The following is a 16,337-nucleotide window of genomic DNA, read 5'->3' as shown; positions in this document are numbered from 1 at the left end:
GCCCAGGCTTGGGGCGCCCGACCACGGGCACAGCGAGCCGCACACGGGCACGGCGGGGCGCCGGCGACCGGGCCGGACAGTTCGACGCTACGCCGACCGCCCGGCCCGGGCCACCCCACTCAGGAGAAGACCACGGAGCGCAGCTTCAGCCGGTCGCCGAGCCTCTTCCCGGGGTTCATGACGTAGAAGACGTCGCCCCCGCAGTGGAAGTCCAGGAAGACCGTGGCCGTCGAGGTGGTGAAGTTCTCCGGCGCGAACGCCGGGTCCGCCTCGGTCGCCCCGAACAGGTCGATGCACTGGCCGCTCTCCGGGTCGGCGAGCCCGGCCGGCACGCCGGGGCCGACCTTGTAGAGGAAGTCGCCGGTGGCAGCGCCGGCGGAGGTCGGAACCGCGAGGACGAGGGCGACGGCGCTGGCGACGGCGAGTGCGGTGTTGCGGAGACGCATGATTGATGGCCTTTCAGGAGGTACCTGGTGGTACCTGATGCATTGATGCGAGATCACCCTAGAGGCCCAAAATCAGCAGAAACGGTTCTCCCAATCCACTCTTTCGGGTGGTTTAAGCGGCAAAGCCGCGACCTTCATCGGGAAACCGTCACCCGCACCCGCCGCGCGCGCCCGCTCAGTTCGACGGGGCCGAGAAGGAGTACCCCTGGTCGACCAGCACCGGCAGGTACGCCTTCAGCGCCGCCACCGTCTGCGACCGGTCACCACCGCCGTCGTGGTTGAGCACGATCGACCCGGGCCGGACGTTCTTGAGGATCCGCTCGGTGATCACCGAGGTCCCGGGCGTGGCCCAGTCCTCCGGGTCCACCGTCCAGCCCATCGGCCGCATCCCGAGCTCGGTGGTCACCCTGAGCGCGACCGGCGACCAGTCCCCGCCGGGCGCGCGGAACCAGGACGGCTGGCGCCCGGTGGTCCGGTACAGCAGGTCGGAGGTGCGCTCCAGCTCGTCCCGCACCGCCTCGTCGGACATGTGCCGCAGGTCGGGGTGGGTCCAGGTGTGGTTGCCGATGTGGTGGCCGTGGTCCGCGATCTCCCGCACCAGCCCGGTGTTCTCGACGGCGCACTCGCCGACCAGGAAGAAGGTCGCCCGGATCCCGTACTGCTGGAGCAGGGCCAGGACGGCCGGCGTGTACCGGGGGTCCGGCCCGTCGTCGATGGTGAGCCCCACCACCCGCTGGTTCGGATCGAGTTGGTTGACCGGCTTGGCCTCCTCCTCCGTGAGCCGCCGGCGGGCGGGCATCGGCGGCGGGGCGGCGGCGGGTGCCGGCGGGGCCGTGGCGGCCTGCGGGGGTGCCTCGGAGGGGGCGGCGGCCTGGGCCGCCTCCGGCCCGGAGCCTGGCCCGGAGGCCTCCGGCGCGGCACCAGGAGGCCGCGCCACGGCGCCCGCCCCGGCGTCGTCCGCGTCGTTCCAGGGGGTGCCGCAACCGGCCGCCCCGAGCAGGGACATCCCGGCCGCGACCAGCAGCAGTCGCCGCGAGGGCGTTCGTGGGGAAATCTGATGATCTGACAGCATTCTTAATGCTTCCCCCGTGTGACGCCGCCGCTCCCCGATGCCACCTCGGACGGGCCCGATCACCACTCCGACGGCGCAAGCACACCCCGCCCTCCCCCGGCTTCCCCGCCACTTCCCCGACCGGACGACCGGCCTCCCCTCCGGACCGCTACGCTGTGCCTTCCCCAGTGTGATGATCTGCCATCAGAGGACGTGGCCATGACGACAAGTCAGGACATCCCGGACCAGGGCCGGCCCGACGACGACCCCGCCGAGCTGAGCCAGTGGGAACGGTTCGGCGTCGACACCACCGCCCCCCACTCGGCGCGCGTGTACGACTACTGGCTGGGCGGCAAGACCAACTTCCCGCCGGACCGCGCCATGGGGCAGGCCATCGAGGAGGCCGTGCCGAGCGTCAAGGAAATGGCCAAGGCGAACCGCGCCTTCCAGGGCCGGGCCGTCCGCCACCTCGCCCGGGAACACGGCATCCGCCAGTTCCTCGACCTCGGCACCGGCATCCCCACCTCGCCCAACACCCACGAGATCGCCGAGGCGGTCAGCCCCGGCACCCGGGTGGTCTACGTCGACAACGACCCGATCGTGCTCGCCCACGCCCGCGCCCTGATGGTGTCCAGCCCGGCCAGCCGGACCACCTACATCCACGCCGACCTGCGCAAGCCCGAGGAACTGTTCACCGACCCGGCGCTCACCGCCACGCTGGACCTCACCCAGCCGGTCGGCCTGCTGATGATCGCCGTGCTGATGCTGATCGCCGACGAGGACGACCCGTGGGGCCGGGTCGCCGCCCTGCGCGACGCCCTGCCCGCCGGCAGCTGCATCGCCCTCACCACCCCCACCCAGGACTTCGACCCGGAGGCGGTCGGCAAGGTCACCGAGGCCGCCCGGGCCGGCGGCATGACCCTCGTCCCGCGCACCCACGACGACGTCCTGCGCTTCTTCGACGGCTGGGACCTGGTCGAGCCGGGCCTCTCCCCCGTCCTCGCCTGGCGCCCGGACGGCGAGCCGCCGGCCGACCCGAAGGCCGCGTACTACTGGGGCGGCGTCGCCGTCAAGCGCTGAACCCGCGCCGGGCCCGCCCCCACCGGAGCCCCGCGGGAACCCGCCCCGGGTGGGGCGGGCCGCACCAGGCCCGCCCCACCCGCGCCCTCAACCCGCACCCTCACTTCAGCAGCCGCGACAGCCGCCGGTCCGCCAGCGGCTTCCCCCCGGTCTGGCAGGTCGGGCAGTACTGCAGCGAGGAGTCCGCGAAGGACACCTCGCGCACGGTGTCCCCGCAGACCGGGCAGGGCAGGCCGGTCCGGCCGTGCACCCGCAGCCCCAGCTTCTTCTCCGCCTTGAGCTCCCCCGCCGCCAGCCCCCGCGAGCGCTCCACCGCATCGCGCAGCGTGGCGCCGAGCGCCTCGTAGAGCCGCGCCGCCTCCTCCTCGGTCAGGCTGGACGCCGGCTTGTACGGGGACATCCGGGCCGCGTGCAGCACCTCGTCCGAGTAGGCGTTGCCCACCCCGGCCAGCACGCCCTGGTCCCGCAGCACGCCCTTGAGCCGGCGCCGGTCGCCGCTCAGCAGCGCGGCGAAGTCCGCCAGGGTGAACGCCGGGTCCAGCGGGTCGGGGCCGAGCCGGGCCACCCCGGGCACCTCGGCCGGGTCCTTCACGACGTAGACCGCGAGGCCCTTCTTCGTCCCCGCCTCGGTCAGGTCGAAGCCGTCGCCGGCGTCCCCGGCCAGGCGCAGCCGCAGCGCCAGCGGGTTCCTCGGGCTCGGGCGCGGCGGTTCGGCGGGCAGGCCGTCCTTCCAGCGCAGCCAGCCGGCCCGGGCCAGGTGGACCACCAGGTGCAGGCCGCCGGCCTCGATGTCCAGGAACTTGCCGCGCCGGGTCACCGGGCCGACGGTCCGCCCCTCCAGCGCGGTGACCGGCGGGTCGTACGTCTTCAGCGCGCTGATCGCGACCGGCTGCACCCGGGCGATGACGCGCCCGGTCAGCCGCTCGGACAGGAAGTCGCTCAGCGCCTCGACCTCGGGCAGCTCCGGCATGCGCCCAGTCTCCCGCAGCCCCGCGCCGCCCGCCCGCCCGGTGGCGTGCCTTTGCCCGGCCTCCTCGCGGGGCGCAGGCTGGAACTACGCGCCGTACCCAGCGCCCCCTGCGCCCCCGCCACGGAGCACCGTGATGAGCATCCTTGAGGAACAGATCGACCTCGCCGTCCCCGTCCTCGCCGCCTGGGAGCAACTGCACCGGGTGCACGAGTACCCGCAGTTCGTCGACGGCGTCCGCAGCGCCCACCCGCACGGGCGGAACCTGGCGCACCTGGGGGTGGAGGTCGACGGCGCCGAGCGGGCGGTGGACACCGAGATCACCGACCGCGGCCGTGGCCGGGTGATGTCCTGGCGCACCCTCGACGAACCGCGGCTGCACGGCGCGTTCGCGCTGCTGCCGCTGGACGCCCGGCACACCCGGCTGCAGATCCGGGTGGAGTACGACCCGGAGGCGATGCACGAGGCGTTCGGCGGGCCGCGCGGTTTCGCCCTGGCCGGGGCGATCGAGCGGACCGTACGGGACGACCTGGAGCACTTCCGGGAACTGGTCGAGGAACGGGTCGGCGCGGCGGGCAGACGCGGCTGAGCACGGTCGGCAGGCCCGGGTGAGGATGGCGGGCGGGCCCGCGTAAGGGCCGCATAAGCCCAGCTCAGCGCCGGTGGTGAGGCTCTTCACAGCGGACCACCGGCCCGACCGTTTCGCTTTCAACCTGTGGCAGACTCGGATGCCATGGACATCGGCCCGGTCACCAGGACGCTCCGCGCAGCGGTCTTCGCCGCGCTGGTCGTGCTGCTCGCCGGGCTCGGTCAGGTCCTGGTCACCGGCCGCGCGCTGCCGGCCGGCCCGATGGCCCTGGCCTGCGCCGCCGTGTTCGCGGTGGCGTACGCGCTGGCCGGCCGCGAGCGCGGCTACCCGGCGGTCGCGGCGGTGTTCCTGCCGCTGGAGCTGGGCGTCAGCGCACTGTTCGACTTCGCCCAGACCGCCTGCCCGTCCCTGCCGCCCGGCTCCGCGCGCGGCTTCCAGCCGCTGCTGTGCGGCGGCGGCTCGCTGGGCGGGTTCCTGCTCGGCCACGGCGTCTCCCAGCAGATCGGCGTCCTGCTGCTCCTGCTGCTGCACGCCGCGATCGCGCTGGCCGGCGCGTTCTGGCTGCGCCGCGCGGACGCCGCGCTGGCCGGTCTCGCCCGCACCGTCCGGATGCTGGGCGACTTCCTGCACCGGCACCTGCCGGCCGCCGCCCGCTGGCTGCGGCTGCTCGCCGCGCCCGTCCCGGCCCGTCCGGTGGCGCGGGTGCCGTTCCCCCGGGCCAGCCGGGCCCTCGTCCCGGCCGAGGACGTCGTCGTCCGCCCGACCGTCCGGCGCGGTCCGCCGGCGCTCGCCCTGGCCTGCTGACAGGCGCGCGCCGCTCGGCGCCGCTCCCGGCCGGTCCTCTCGCCGCGCGCCCCGCGCGCCCGCACCCCCGCACGCCCGAGAGCACAGGACGACACCTCATGAGCAACACCCGCAAGGCCGCCGCCAAGACCAACGCCACCGACCGCATGCGCGCCGCCCGCGCCCAGGCCGAGCGCTCCGACCGGATCCGCCGCCGGGTCGTGATCGGCGGCGCCTCCGCCGCCGTGCTCGCCCTCGTGGCGGGCGTGGCCTTCGCCGTCGGCGGCTCCTCCGGCTCCGGCTCCGCCGACGCGGCCGCGAGCGGCCCGCTGGTCGTCCCCGCCAACACGGGCGGCCAGGACGGCACCGTAATCACCTACGGCAAGGCCGACGCCCCGCACACCCTGGAGATCTACGAGGACTTCCGCTGCCCGTTCTGCGAGCAGCTGGAGACCACCACCGGCAAGGCCATCCAGCAGCTCGCCGACGACGGCACGTACAAGATCGAGTACCACCTGGCGACGTTCCTGGACAAGAACCTCGGCGGCAAGGGCTCGCGCACCGCGCTGGCCGCCGCCGGCGCCGCGCTCAACGAGGGCGCGGACAAGTTCAAGCAGTTCCACGACGTGCTCTACGCCAACCAGCCCGACGAGCGCACCGACGGCTTCGCCGACGTCAACCACCTCCTCGACCTGGCCGGCCAGGTGCCCGGGCTGAAGACCGACGGCTTCGTCAAGGCCGTCCAGGACGGCACCTACGCGCCGTGGGCGGCCAAGGTCAACGAGGAGTTCAACAAGAGCGACGTCACCGGCACCCCGACCGTCAAGCTGGACGGCAGGAAGCTGGACGTCCTCACCGGCGGCAAGGCCGCCACGCCCGAGCAGTTCACCGCGATGGTCAAGCAGGTGACCGGATGACGGCCGCCGCCCCCGCCGCGCGGACGTACGGCGCCAGCCGCCCGTTCGCCTGGCTGCTGCTGATCGGCGGCGCGGTCGGCCTGTTCGCCTCCTCGGTCCTCACCCTGGACAAGATCCGGCTGCTGAAGGACCCGTCGTACGTCCCCTCCTGCAACATCAACCCGATCATCAGCTGCGGCTCGATCATGCGCAGCGACCAGGCCGAGGCCTTCGGCTTCCCCAACTCGCTGCTCGGCCTGGTCGGCTTCGGGGTCGTCATCGCGATCGGCGCCGGGCTGCTCGCCGGGGCGACGTACCGGCGCTGGTTCTGGCTCGGCCTCCAGGCCGGGACGGTCTTCGGCATCGGCTTCGTGACCTGGCTGATGTACCAGGCGCTCTACCGGATCAGCGCGCTCTGCCCGTACTGCATGGTGGTCTGGGCCTCGATGATCCCGCTGTTCTGGTACACCACCCTGCACAACCTGCGCTCCGGGATCATCCCCACCGGCCGCGCCCTGCGCCCGGTCGTCCGCGAGGCGGCGCGCTACCACTGGGTCGTCCCGGCGCTCTGGTACGCGGTGATCGCCCTGCTGGTCCTCAACCGGTTCTGGTACTACTGGAGCACCCTGCTCTGACCTCGCCGCCCGGCCCCGGGCCCTACCGCTCCGGGGCCGGGCGACCAGCCCGTCAGACGCCGCTCAGAACCGGAACTCCTCGACCTCGGCCAGCAGTTCGGCCCGGCGCTCGTCGTCGATGAAGGAGGCCCGGAAGGAGTTGGCGGCGAGCCGGCGCAGCGTCTCCTCGTCGAGCGCGAGGGCCTGCCGCACGGCCCGGAAGTTGTCGTCGACGTAGCCGCCGAAGTACGCCGGGTCGTCCGAGTTGACGGTGACCAGCAGGCCGGCCTCCAGCATCTCGCGCAGCGGGTGGTCGGCGAGGGTGTCGATGCACCGCAGGCGGACGTTGGAGAGCGGGCAGAGCGTCAGCGGGATCTGCTCGCGGACCAGCCGCGCGACCAGCTCGCCGTCCTCCAGGCAGCGCAGGCCGTGGTCGATCCGCTCGACGCCGAGCACGTCCAGCGCCTCGGTGATGTACGACGCCGGGCCCTCCTCGCCCGCGTGCGCGACGCGGCGCAGCCCGGCCTCGGCGGCCCGCCGGTAGACCTCGCGGAACTTGGCCGGCGGGTGGCCGACCTCGGCCGAGTCGAGGCCGATGCCCGCGATCCGGTCGAAGTACGGGCGGGCGGCCTCGAAGGTCTCCAGCGCGGATTCGGCGGACTCGTCCCGCAGGAAGCACATGATCAGCCGGGTGCTGATCCCGTGCCGCTCCTCGCTGCGCGCCAGTGCCCGGGTCAGGCCGTCGACCACCACGCCGAGCGGCACGCCGCGCGCGGTGTGCGCCTGCGGGTCGAAGAAGATCTCCGCGTGCCGGACCCCCGCCTCGGCCGCCCGGGTGAGGTAGGCGTCGGCGAGGTCCGCGAAGTCCTCCTCGGTGCGCAGCACGGCCATCAGCGCGTAGTACAGGTCCAGGAAGGACTGCAGGTCGCTGAAGGAGTACGCCTTCCGCAGCGCCTCGGTGTCGGCGTAGGGCAGCGTGACCGCGTTGCGGGCGGCGAGGGCGAAGGCGAGTTCGGGCTCCAGGGTGCCTTCGATGTGCAGGTGGAGTTCGGCCTTGGGGAGCGGCATGGGGGATCTGTCCGAGCTGTAGGGGGCGGGAGCGAAGAGTCCAGAAGCATTCATCCTACGATCCGTTCGATCACGACCGGCCTGACGGGCGCGCCCCCGGCCACCCGAACTGGTGCACCGGCCGGGGGCAGCGGGCACCCTTGAGGAGGGGGCTTCCGCCGAGGAGGTACCAGATGCGGCACGTCGAGGATCCGCACATCCGGCCTGCGGGCGTCTCCCCGCACGCCCTGGGCAACGACACGCTCCTGCACGAGCTGGAACAGCTGCACCGCACGCGCCACGAGACCTTCCTGTACGGCTCGGAGGAGGCCCTCAAGCGGCACACCCTGCGCACCGGGCAGTTGGAGGCCGAGTACCTGCACCGCTTTCCCAGCCGACTGGTGACGGCCGGGCGGACCAGGGCCGGCGCCCGGGCCCGCGAGGCGGCGGCCAGGGTGGAGTCGCTGCCCGAGTAGACGTGCCCGCGCCACCACCGCCCGGCGGGACACGCCGGGCGGTGGTGGCGTGCCCCCGGGCGGGCCGTCGGGGAGGGTGAGAGGCGCAGACGCACCGGACCCCGACCCCCCTGGGAGCCCCGCATGCCCATCGCCAGCGTCAACCCCGCGACCGGCGAGATCCTGGAGACCTTCGAACCGCTCGACGCGGCCGGCATCGAGCAGCGGCTGGCCCGCGCCGAGGCCGCGTTCCACGGCTACCGCACCACCCCCTTCGCCACCCGCGCCGACCTGCTGCGCCGGGCCGCCGACCTGCTGGACCAGGACCGGGAGGCGATCGCCCGCACGATGACCGAGGAGATGGGCAAGCCGCTCACCGCCTCCCGGGCCGAGGCCGCCAAGTGCGCCACGGCGATGCGCTGGTACGCCGACCGCGCCGAGGAACTGCTCGCCGACGAACACCCGGCCCCGGCCGACGTCGCCGACTCCGGCGCCGCCCGCGCCTACGTCCGCTACCGCCCGCTCGGGGCGGTGCTGGCCGTGATGCCGTGGAACTTCCCGTTCTGGCAGGTGGTCCGGTTCGCCGCGCCGGCCCTGATGGCGGGTAACGTCGGCCTGCTCAAGCACGCCTCCAACGTGCCCCGGACGGCGCTGGCGCTGGAGGAGCTGTTCCGGCGGGCCGGCTTCCCGGAGGGCTGCTTCCAGACCCTGCTGATCGGCTCGGGCGCGGTCGAGGGCGTGATCCGGGACCGCCGGGTGGCCGCGGTGACGCTCACCGGCAGCGAGCCCGCCGGGCGGGCGGTCGCCGCCACCGCCGCCGACGAGGTGAAGAAGGCCGTCCTGGAACTGGGCGGCAGCGACCCCTTCGTGGTGCTGCCCAGCGCGGACCTGGACGCGGCGGTGCGCACCGCCGTCCGGGCCCGGGCGCAGAACAACGGGCAGTCCTGCATCGCCGCCAAGCGGTTCATCGTGCACACCGACGTGTACGACCGCTTCACCGGCGCCTTCACCGACGCGATGCGGGCGCTGCGCGTCGGCGACCCGATGGACGAGGCGACCGACGTCGGCCCGCTGGCCAGCCGCCAGGGCCGGGACGACCTGGAGGAACTGGTCGAGGACGCCCGCACCCACGGCGCCCGGGTCGAGTGCGGCGGCGGGCGCCCGGAGGGCTGGGACACCGGCTACTTCTACGAGCCGACGGTGCTGACCGGCATCACCCCGGCCATGCGGATCGACCAGGAGGAGACCTTCGGCCCGGTCGCCACGGTCTACCGGGTCGCCGACCTGGACGAGGCGGTGGCGCGCGCCAACGACACGCCGTTCGGGCTCAGTTCCAACGTCTGGACCCGGGACGAGGGCGAGCAGGAGCGCTTCGTCCGCGACATCCAGGCCGGCGGGGTGTTCTTCAACGGGATGACCGCCTCGCACCCGGCGCTGCCGTTCGGCGGCGTCAAGCGCTCCGGGTTCGGCCGGGAGCTGTCCGGGCACGGTATCCGGGAGTTCTGCAACATCACCACGGTGTGGATCGGCTGAGCACCTCTGGACCGCCTGGCACGAGCCGGGCGCGGACGCGGCCGGGTCAGGACGCCACGCGGTGCCTGCCCCGGCCGGGCGTCATCCAGCGGGCGACCACGCCGACCAGGGCGAGGACGGTCGCTCCCCAGACGATGGCCATCAGCACCAGCATCGGCAGCCAGCTCACCTGGGCGCCGACCATGGCCAGGCCGAGCGAGAGCGCGACCATGAACACGACGGCGGTCGGGTTGAGGCCGAGCAGCCAGTGCCAGGCCCGCTGCACCGGGCTCCGGTGCGGCGGCGGGGCCTCGGGGTCGGGGTCGGTGTCGAGTTCCTTGTACGTCAGCAGGTCCATCGGGATCGCCTCCGGTTCTCGGGGGGCTGCCGGATCCGCGGGGCTCAGGAGGCCTTGCGCGGAGCCGTGGACTTTCCGGTCGCGGTCTTTCCCGCCGCGGCCTTTGCGGTCGTGGTCTTCGCGGTCGTGGTCTTCGCGGTCGTGGTCTTCGCGGTCGAGGTCTTCGCGGTCGAGGTCTTCTTCGCCGGGGCAGCGCTCCTCGCCGGGGCGGCCTTCCCGGCGGCGGGCTTCTTCGCCGGGGTGCGCTTGCGGGGCGCGGGCTGCTCCTCCTCCGGTTCGTCCTCGTCGGGCCCGGCGGTGTGCCCCCGCCCGCCCTTGGCCCGCTTGAGGCTGCTGCGCAGCGCCTCCATCAGGTCGATCACGTTGTCGGGCGCCTCGCCCGGCTCCTCCTCGTGCGGGAGCTCGACGCCCTCCAACCTGGCCGTGATCACCTGCTGCAGCGCCTGCTGGTAGTCGTCGTGCAACTGGGCGAGGTCGAAGTCCTCGGACAGGGTGTCCATCAGCGATCGCGCCATCCTGAGCTCCTGCGGCCGGACGGTGACGTCCCCCTCGGGCGCGATGCCGGCCGCGGGGCGGACCTCGTCGGGCCAGATGCAGGTCTGCAGCACCAGTGTGCCGTCGTGCACCCGCAGCACCGCCGGGGATTCCCGGGTGCGCAGCGCGATCTTGGTGACGGCGATCTGCCCGGACGCGGTAAGCGCGTCGCGCAGCAGGGCGTACGGCTTGGCGGCGGCCTGGTCGGCGACGCCCACGTAGTAGGCCTTGGAGAACATCAGCGGGTCGATCTCGCCGGCGTCCACGAACGCCAGCACGTCGATGACCTTCTTGCTGGGCAGCGGCAGGTCGGCGAGGTCCTCGTCGGTGAGCGTGACGGTCCGGCCGTCGGGGGACTCGTAGCCCTTGGCGATCTCCGCGTACGGGACTTCCTTCTCCTCCCGCTCGCAGTACCGCTTCATCCGCACCCGTCCGCCGTCCTTGGCGTGCACCTGGTGCAGCGGGACGTCGTGCTCCTGGGTGGCCGAGTAGAGGTGGACGGGGATGCTGACCAGCCCGAAGCTGATCGTCCCCTTCCAGGTGGTCTGCATGGGGGTCGCTCCTTCCCGGAGTTTCCCGTTGCCGGAGGTGCCCGCCCGGCCCGGCGTCCTCGCGCCGAGGACGCGCCCAGGACGTGCCCAGGACGTGCCGAGACTCCCACTGTGCCCGGGTTTGCCCCGATCGGCCACACCGGGCCGACAATGAGCCGAGGAGGTCGATGCCGATGACCGTCCGGAGCCGTGGGCAGGGCGTACCGCCGCCGGAGCGGACCGTGTACCGGGTGGTGTACGCGGTCCGGGGCGAGGCCGGTGTCCGGCGGGCGGAGGTCGAGGTGGTACCCGGATACTCGCAGGAGGACGACATCCCCCGGATCCTGGCGGCGCGGCTGACCGGTCGGCCCGCGGACGCGGCCCGGATCACCGTGCTGGAACTGCGCGGGCCGTGAGCCACGGCGGGGATCGAACCGGGCCCCGAGGGCCTTTGACTCATTGGCGGTGCGTCAGATTTGAGCTTTTCGCACCACTATTCCACCCACTCTGACCTGGCTTTTTGTGTCCGGTTACCGAACATTTACGGATGCTCTGTTCCGATACTCGGCCGTAGAAGTTAGGTTGCACCGCAATGCGCGGGTCCGTCCCCCACCCTCCGGCGCAACGAGCCGAGGGTCGCGCCGCGCGCGGGAAAGGCACAGGGCTCATCTGATGAGTGCGGACACCACCAGGCCTGCGGCAGCCGCCCAGGTCCCCCAGCAGGCCGGGCCGCCCGGGCACGGCGGCGAGGGCCACCTGAAGGCAGGGCTCAAGAACCGCCACCTGTCCATGATCGCCATCGGCGGAGTGATCGGCGCCGGCCTGTTCGTCGGCTCCGGCGCGGGCATCGCCACCACCGGGCCCGGCATCCTGCTCTCCTACACGCTGGCCGGTGTGCTGGTCGTGCTGGTGATGCGGATGCTCGGCGAGATGGCGGCGGCCGACCCGCAGAGCGGCTCGTTCTCGGCGTACGCGGACCGCGCGCTCGGCCGCTGGGCCGGGTTCACCATCGGCTGGCTGTACTGGTTCTTCTGGGTCGTGGTGCTCGCGGTGGAGGCGACCGCCGGCGCGAAGATCCTCAACGCCTGGATGCCCGGCGTGCCGCAGTGGGCGTTCGCACTGCTCGTGATGGCGGTGCTCACCGCCACCAACCTGTTCTCGGTGGCCTCCTACGGCGAGTTCGAGTTCTGGTTCGCCGGGATCAAGGTGGTGGCGATCGCCGCGTTCCTGGTGATCGCCACGCTCGCCGTCTTCGGCCTGCTGCCCGGCACCCACGCGGTCGGCACCAGCAATCTGACCGGCCACGGCGGCTTCCTGCCGCACGGCGTGGGCGCGGTGTTCACCGGCATGCTCACGGTGGTCTTCGCCTTCATGGGCAGCGAGATCGTCACCCTGGCCGCGGGCGAGTCGGAGGACCCGGAGCGCGCGGTCAGCAAGGCCACCAACAGCGTGATCTGGCGCATCGGGATCTTCTACCTGGGCTCGATCCTGCTCGTGGTCACCCTGCTGCCGTGGGACTCGGACGCCGTCAAGGGCAGCCCGTACGTGGCGGTGCTGGAGCACGTGGGCATCCCGGGCGCCGGCCAGGTGATGAACGTGATCGTGCTGACGGCCGTGCTGTCCTGCCTCAACTCCGGGATGTACACGGCCTCCCGGATGGCCTTCTCGCTCGGCCAGCGCGGGGACGCGCCCAAGGCCTTCGCGACCGTGACCAAGCGGGGCGTGCCGCGGGTGGCCATCCTGTCGTCGGTGGTCTTCGGCTTCGTCGCGGTGTTCTTCAACTACACCTCGCCGGACACGGTGTTCGCGTTCCTGCTCAACTCCTCCGGCGCGGTTGCGCTGTTCGTCTGGCTGGTGATCTGCTTCTCCCAGCTGCGGATGCGCCGGATCATCGAGCGGGAGACTCCCGAGCGGCTGACCGTCCGCATGTGGCTGTACCCCTATCTGACCTGGACGGCCATCGGCATGATCGGGTTCGTGGTGGCGTACATGTTCACCGACGCCGACGGGCGCAAGCAGATGTACCTGTCGCTGGTCGCCGCGGCGATCGTGCTCGCGGCCTCGGCCGTGGTGGGCCGACGGCGGCGGGCCGCGGTGGCGGCGGAGTCCTGACCCGTCCGCGCCGCGCGACAGTGCCGGGCCCGGGAGCCGTTGCGGAGGCTCCCGGGCCCGGTGCCGTTCGGGGGATGCGAACCACAGCTTGACAATGGCACGTCAAAGGGGATACCTGGGCATGGCGCTCCCCCACGAGCGCTCCCCCACCCCCCGGGAGACCTCTTGCCACCCCTCCCCGCCCCCGCGTCCGCGCGCCTGCGCTTCGGCCACCGGCTGCGCCACTGGCGCGAGGCCCGCGGACTCAGCCAGGCCGAACTCGGCCGCCTGCTCGGCTACCACAACTCACTGATCAGCCGAGTGGAGAACGCCCGCCGCTGGCCACCCCCGGGCCTCCCCGCCCGGGCCGACGAACTCCTGCTCACCGGCGGCGAGTTGGCCGCCCTCTGGCAGCCCGTCCGACAGGAGCGGGAGCACCTCGGCGAACTCGCCGCCCCCGCCCTGCCACCCCTCGGCGGGAGCGGCACCGGGCCCCCGCCGAGCCGACCCAACGCCGCCACCTTCGCCGTGCTCGGCCACCTGCTCGACGTCTACCGCGCGGCCGCCACCCACACCGGCGGCGAACAGCTCGCCACCGTCCTCGAACACCACGCCCGCACCCTGGCCGCCTGGCAGCACGCCGCTCCGCGCGAAACCGCCCCCGCCGTCCGCTCGCTCGCCGCCCGCTACGCCGAACTCGCGGGCTGGGCCCACTTCGAGGGGGACCGCCGCACCCGCGCGCTCGGCTGGTACGCGGCCGGACTGGAGTGGGCCCGCGCCGCCGACGACCAGCCGACCGCGGCCGCCCTGCTCGCCCGGCAGAGCACCCTGCACTGGTGGAGCGGCGACCCGGCCACCGCGCTCGCCCTGGCCGAGGCCGCCCACGCCACCGCCCGCACCCTGCCCGGCCTGCGCGCCTGGGCCGCCCTCGCCCAGGCGCACGCCCACGCGCTGGCCGGCGCGGCGCCCGAGACGTGGCGGGCGCTGGCGGACGCCGAACGGCTGACCGAGGCCGCCCTGCGGGCCGGCGAGCCGGCGCCCGGGGCCTCCCGGGCCGCCCTGGTGCTGGGCGTCGCCCACGGCACCTGCCACCGGGACCTCGCAGTCCGCACCGGCCACGCCGCCCACGCGCACGCGGCGGTGGCCCACCTGGGCGCCGCCCTGGGGCGCCTGGACCAGGCCGCCCACCCGCACGACCACGCACTGGTCGCCGGCCGCCTCGCCGGGGCGTACGCCCGGGCCGGGCGCCACGAGGCCGCGGCCGCCGTCCTCTCCCGGCTGCCGCCGGACGCCACCGGCCGGATCGCCTACGAGCGGCGCCGGGCCCGGGCCTGGCTGGGCGGTTCGACGGCGCACCGGCCCCCGGCGGACGGCTGACCGCTGACCGCTGACCGCCGGGGGCCGGCACGGACGGCGGGCGGCTGACGACTGACGCGCCGGAGCGCCCGGCGGGGATCCCCCGGGCGCTCCGACTCTCCGGCTCTCCGGCTCTCCGGCTCTCCGGCTCTCCGGCTCTCCGGCTCTCCGGCTCTCCGGCTCTCCGGCGGTCGGCGTCAGAGCCCGGCCGCCGCCGCGGCGATGTCGGCCGCGTAGGTGCTGACCTTGGTGTAGACGCCCGGGTAGCCGGGCCGGGCGCAGCCGTTGCCCCAGCTGACGATGCCGACCTGGACCCAGCGGCCGGCCGCGTCCCGGTGGACCATCGGCCCGCCGGAGTCGCCCTGGCAGGTGTCGACGCCGCCCTGGTCGACGTAGCCCGCGCAGAGCGAGGCCGCGCTGTTCAGGCTCGGGTAGGCGTTGGCGCAGGAGGCGTCGTCGACGAACGGCACGGTGGCCTTGAGCAGGTAGCGCTGCTGCGCGCCGCCCTCGGTCGCGGCGCCCCAGCCCATGATGGTGAAGGTGCCGTTGTCGTAGGCGGTGGAGTCGGTGGTCGGCAGCGTGCTCACCTGGCTGCCGCCGACCGGCGAGGCCAGCTTGATCAGCGCCCAGTCGTCGCCGCTCTCCGCGGCAGAGAAGCCGGGTGCCTGGTAGACGTACGTCGAGCGGACCTTGACCGCGCTGCCGCTGCGCAGGTCGACCGCGCCGGCGGTCGCGGTGATGCCGGTGTCGGCGCCGGTGCCGTTGACGCAGTGGGCGGCGGTGAGCACGATCTGCGGGGTGTAGAGCGCACCGCCGCAGCCCATCGAGAGCCGCACCACGAACGGGAACTCGCCCTGCGCCGCCCGCGTGCCGCCGACCACGCCCGGCGACGACGTCGAGGGGGTGGGCGCGGCGGCAGCGGGCAGCACCAGCGCGCCGGCGCCGAGCACCAGTGCGGCCAACAGCACGATGAATCTTCCGAATTGACGCTTCATCAGGTTCCTCCATCGACAGGTCGGGGAGCACCGAGGGTGGCCCCGCACGCGTCACGGCAGGAGGGGCCCGGCCCTGCCGGTCGAAACTGGCAGGAACACGGCAATGCGGGGTTCCGGACGGGGAACCCCTAGGGTGATCGCCCATGCGAGATCTTGTGGCGGGGATGAAGTACCTGGTCGGGGGCCAGAAGTGGGTGGGCCGGCACGGCCGCTGGTGGGGCTTCGGCATGCTGCCCGCGCTGCTCACCCTGGCCGGGTACGCCGTCGCGCTCGTCTTCCTCGGCGGCTGGTCGAAGGACCTCGCCGACTGGGCCACCCCGTTCGCCGACCACTGGAGCTCGCCCTGGCAGGGCCTGCTGCGCGACGCGCTCGCCGCGATCGCCTTCGGCGGCGGCCTGCTGCTCTCACTGCTCACCTTCACCGCCGTCGCCCTGCTGGTCGGGCAGCCCTTCTACGAGGCGCTGTCCGCGAAGGTCGACGAGACCGAGGGCGGTGCGCCCGCCCCGCCGGAGTCGCCGCTGTGGCGCGAACTGGCGATCGCGGTACGGGACAGCGCCCATGTCCTGGTGCGGGTGGCCGCGTTCGGCGTGGTGCTGTTCGCCTGCGGCTTCATCCCGGTGGTCGGGCAGACGGTGGTGCCGGCGCTGGGCTTCCTGGTGTCCGGCTTCTTCCTGACCGTCGAGCTCGTCGCCGTCGCCCTCCAGCGGCGCGGGGTGCCGCAGCGCGAGCGGATCCGGCTGCTGCGCGCCCGGCTCGGGCTGGCGCTGGGCTTCGGCACGCCGCTGATCCTGGCGTTCCTGGTTCCGCTGGTGACGGTGCTCGCCATGCCGGGGGCCGTCGCGGGCGCCACCCTGCTGGCCCGGGACCTGGCCCGCGGCCTCGCCCTCGATCCGGTCCGCGAGGCGGCCCCGGCGGACGAGCAGGACCAGGAGCAGGAGCAGGAGCAGGGGCAGGAATCGGCGGCGGAGCCGGACTCCCGACCCGCCACCGGAAACCCGCACGCGACCTCCTGAAGCGGTGACCGGCCGGTCAC

The 16,337-nt window shown here is 73.7% G+C and carries 18 protein-coding genes; 11 read left to right on the top strand and 7 right to left on the bottom strand.

Annotated features, from left to right (window positions below):
• Positions 1-119: 119 nt before the first annotated feature.
• Positions 120-446, bottom strand: coding sequence for a hypothetical protein (locus ABT015_RS27535; protein WP_350883643.1), 327 nt, complete (start codon positions 444-446; stop codon positions 120-122).
• Positions 447-621: 175 nt separating this feature from the next.
• Positions 622-1,518 (bottom strand): polysaccharide deacetylase family protein, encoded by an 897-nt coding sequence (locus ABT015_RS27530; protein WP_350883641.1) that lies wholly within the window; start codon positions 1,516-1,518, stop codon positions 622-624.
• Between the two features lie 198 nt (positions 1,519-1,716).
• On the opposite strand from ABT015_RS27530, the gene ABT015_RS27525 reads away from it, so the two are divergent.
• Positions 1,717-2,577 carry an SAM-dependent methyltransferase gene (locus ABT015_RS27525; protein WP_350883639.1) on the top strand — a complete coding sequence of 287 codons (861 nt, stop codon included), beginning with the start codon at positions 1,717-1,719 and terminating at the stop codon, positions 2,575-2,577.
• 100 nt (positions 2,578-2,677) lie between these two features.
• On the opposite strand, the gene ABT015_RS27520 is transcribed toward ABT015_RS27525, so the two are convergent.
• On the bottom strand, positions 2,678-3,547 hold the full coding sequence (locus ABT015_RS27520; RefSeq protein ID WP_350883637.1) for an Fpg/Nei family DNA glycosylase: 870 nt from the start codon (positions 3,545-3,547) through the stop codon (positions 2,678-2,680).
• A 133-nt stretch (positions 3,548-3,680) separates the two neighbouring features.
• Between ABT015_RS27520 and ABT015_RS27515 the strand changes: the two genes are divergently transcribed.
• From ABT015_RS27515 to ABT015_RS27500, 4 genes are all read left to right on the top strand, one after another.
• Positions 3,681-4,133 carry an SRPBCC family protein gene (locus tag ABT015_RS27515; RefSeq protein WP_350883635.1) on the top strand — a complete coding sequence of 151 codons (453 nt, stop codon included), beginning with the start codon at positions 3,681-3,683 and terminating at the stop codon, positions 4,131-4,133.
• A gap of 144 nt (positions 4,134-4,277) precedes the next feature.
• Positions 4,278-4,937: a hypothetical protein gene (locus ABT015_RS27510; protein WP_350883633.1), complete on the top strand. Its 660-nt coding sequence runs from the start codon at positions 4,278-4,280 to the stop codon at positions 4,935-4,937.
• 98 nt (positions 4,938-5,035) lie between these two features.
• Complete coding sequence (locus ABT015_RS27505; protein WP_350883631.1) at positions 5,036-5,833, top strand: DsbA family protein; 798 nt, start codon at positions 5,036-5,038, stop codon at positions 5,831-5,833.
• Complete coding sequence (locus ABT015_RS27500) at positions 5,830-6,447, top strand: vitamin K epoxide reductase family protein (protein WP_350883629.1); 618 nt, start codon at positions 5,830-5,832, stop codon at positions 6,445-6,447. Before ABT015_RS27505 ends, ABT015_RS27500 begins: the two co-directional genes overlap by 4 nt.
• 63 nt (positions 6,448-6,510) lie before the next feature.
• Here the strand turns inward: ABT015_RS27500 and ABT015_RS27495 are convergent, their stop codons facing one another.
• Entirely contained in the window at positions 6,511-7,494 is a 984-nt protein-coding gene (locus ABT015_RS27495; RefSeq protein WP_350883627.1) for an adenosine deaminase, read from the bottom strand.
• Positions 7,495-7,667: 173 nt separating this feature from the next.
• Here ABT015_RS27495 and ABT015_RS27490 point away from each other — a divergent pair, with 173 nt between their 5' ends.
• Both ABT015_RS27490 and ABT015_RS27485 read left to right on the top strand, forming a co-directional pair.
• Positions 7,668-7,949, top strand: coding sequence for a DUF6158 family protein (locus ABT015_RS27490; RefSeq protein WP_350883625.1), 282 nt, complete (start codon positions 7,668-7,670; stop codon positions 7,947-7,949).
• Positions 7,950-8,072: 123 nt separating this feature from the next.
• Positions 8,073-9,461: an NADP-dependent succinic semialdehyde dehydrogenase gene (locus ABT015_RS27485; protein WP_350883623.1), complete on the top strand. Its 1,389-nt coding sequence runs from the start codon at positions 8,073-8,075 to the stop codon at positions 9,459-9,461.
• A gap of 46 nt (positions 9,462-9,507) precedes the next feature.
• Here ABT015_RS27485 and ABT015_RS27480 read toward each other — a convergent pair whose 3' ends face one another.
• Entirely contained in the window at positions 9,508-9,798 is a 291-nt protein-coding gene (locus ABT015_RS27480; RefSeq protein WP_350883621.1) for a hypothetical protein, read from the bottom strand.
• Positions 9,799-9,842: 44 nt separating this feature from the next.
• Positions 9,843-10,883: a non-homologous end joining protein Ku gene (gene ku, locus ABT015_RS27475; protein WP_350883619.1), complete on the bottom strand. Its 1,041-nt coding sequence runs from the start codon at positions 10,881-10,883 to the stop codon at positions 9,843-9,845.
• 173 nt (positions 10,884-11,056) lie between these two features.
• Here ku and ABT015_RS27470 point away from each other — a divergent pair, with 173 nt between their 5' ends.
• The 3 genes from ABT015_RS27470 to ABT015_RS27460 all read left to right on the top strand — a co-directional run bounded on the left by ABT015_RS27470 (position 11,057) and on the right by ABT015_RS27460 (position 14,330).
• Entirely contained in the window at positions 11,057-11,278 is a 222-nt protein-coding gene (locus tag ABT015_RS27470; RefSeq protein ID WP_350883617.1) for a hypothetical protein, read from the top strand.
• A 256-nt stretch (positions 11,279-11,534) separates the two neighbouring features.
• Positions 11,535-12,974 carry an amino acid permease gene (locus tag ABT015_RS27465; RefSeq protein WP_350883615.1) on the top strand — a complete coding sequence of 480 codons (1,440 nt, stop codon included), beginning with the start codon at positions 11,535-11,537 and terminating at the stop codon, positions 12,972-12,974.
• Between the two features lie 165 nt (positions 12,975-13,139).
• Complete coding sequence (locus ABT015_RS27460; protein ID WP_350883613.1) at positions 13,140-14,330, top strand: NsdA family TPR-like regulatory protein; 1,191 nt, start codon at positions 13,140-13,142, stop codon at positions 14,328-14,330.
• A 176-nt stretch (positions 14,331-14,506) separates the two neighbouring features.
• On the opposite strand, the gene ABT015_RS27455 is transcribed toward ABT015_RS27460, so the two are convergent.
• On the bottom strand, positions 14,507-15,304 hold the full coding sequence (locus ABT015_RS27455; protein WP_350883611.1) for a S1 family peptidase: 798 nt from the start codon (positions 15,302-15,304) through the stop codon (positions 14,507-14,509).
• Positions 15,305-15,447: 143 nt separating this feature from the next.
• Between ABT015_RS27455 and ABT015_RS27450 the strand changes: the two genes are divergently transcribed.
• Entirely contained in the window at positions 15,448-16,317 is an 870-nt protein-coding gene (locus ABT015_RS27450) for an EI24 domain-containing protein (RefSeq protein ID WP_350883609.1), read from the top strand.
• Positions 16,318-16,337: the final 20 nt, after the last annotated feature.

The organism is Kitasatospora sp. NPDC094016 (genome assembly GCF_040304045.1).
Taxonomy (GTDB): domain Bacteria; phylum Actinomycetota; class Actinomycetes; order Streptomycetales; family Streptomycetaceae; genus Kitasatospora.
Note: the sequence above shows the minus strand (reverse complement) of the source record. Positions and strands in the feature narration are given on the sequence as shown.